The organism is Psittacicella gerlachiana, assembly GCF_003585965.1.
GTDB lineage: Bacteria > Pseudomonadota > Gammaproteobacteria > Enterobacterales > Psittacicellaceae > Psittacicella > Psittacicella gerlachiana.
Window position 1 is genome coordinate 1 of the sequence record NZ_NRJF01000292.1, and the last position, 1116, is coordinate 1116.

General features: G+C 25.3%; 1 protein-coding gene. It reads left to right on the forward strand.

Annotation, left to right across the window (positions count from 1 at the left end; all coding sequences use genetic code 11):
• Nucleotides 1-258 precede the first annotated feature (258 nt).
• Nucleotides 259-966: a restriction endonuclease subunit S domain-containing protein gene (locus CKF59_RS07760; RefSeq protein WP_119535331.1), complete on the forward strand. Its 708-nt coding sequence runs from the start codon at nt 259-261 to the stop codon at nt 964-966.
• Nucleotides 967-1116 lie beyond the last annotated feature (150 nt).

Here is a 1116-nt window from a genome sequence, read left to right on the forward strand (position 1 = left end):
AAATAATACCTTTTTTATATCATTTTAACTTAATATTTATACACCTAATATTCATCTGATTTAATATAAATGTTCTCAAAATACTTTGAAAAATAAAGTGTATGATTAATGTAGACTTATCAATACTGAAAAAATATAGTAATTTACTGTTAAATTAATAAAAAAACATATAATTCGTAAAAAAATAATTACTTTTTTTTAATAAGATACGGAATCACTGTTAATAATAAAAGTAAAAACATACTCTAGTAAACTAAATTGGATCATAATATAAATTATCAAGAGATTAAAGTAAATAAAATTAAGAAGTTAAAAGAATCTTTATTGGATACTTTATTTCCATATGTTGATAAATCTATTCCAAAATTAAGATTTAAGAACTTTAGTGGAGAGTGGAAAACTTTTAAATTAGGAGAGATAGTTACAAGAGTTACTCGAAAAAATAAAGATAATATTTCGCAAGATCCACTAACTATCTCAGCTGAACATGGAATTATTAGTCAGCAATCATTTTTTAATAAGATAGTAGCTTCAAAGGACTTATCTGGTTATTACTTAATTAAAAAGGGTGAATTTGCATATAATAAAAGTTATTCAAGTGGCTATAAGGCTGGAGCAATTAGAAGACTAGAAGCTTATGACTATGGTTGTTTGTCTACTTTGTACATAGTATTTAAACCTAAAGATGATGGTATTTCTGATTTATTAAATAATTTTTATCAGAGCCGTCATTGGGAGAACGAAATGTTAGGTTTTAGTACTGAAGGTGCTAGAAATCATGGCCTTCTTAATATTGGTGTTAATGATTTTTTCAAAGCTACAGTAAAATTACCTCCAACAAATTTCGAAATGATTAGAATTAATAAATTGTTAGAGGAAGTAAATCTTTTACTTGATCTACACAAAAGGTATTTAAATTCCTTAAAGTTACAAAAGCAAGCTCTACTACAAAGAATGTTTGTGTAAAATCTTTTCTATTGCTATGTTTAAATGATAAACCCTCGGGTATAACCTGAGGATTTATTCGTTTGCTGAGAGTTAAAATTTAATTCAGTATTCGTAAACTTTTAGATTCTCTTTTAGTTATCTTATAGTAGAGTTATGATAATCAGTTAA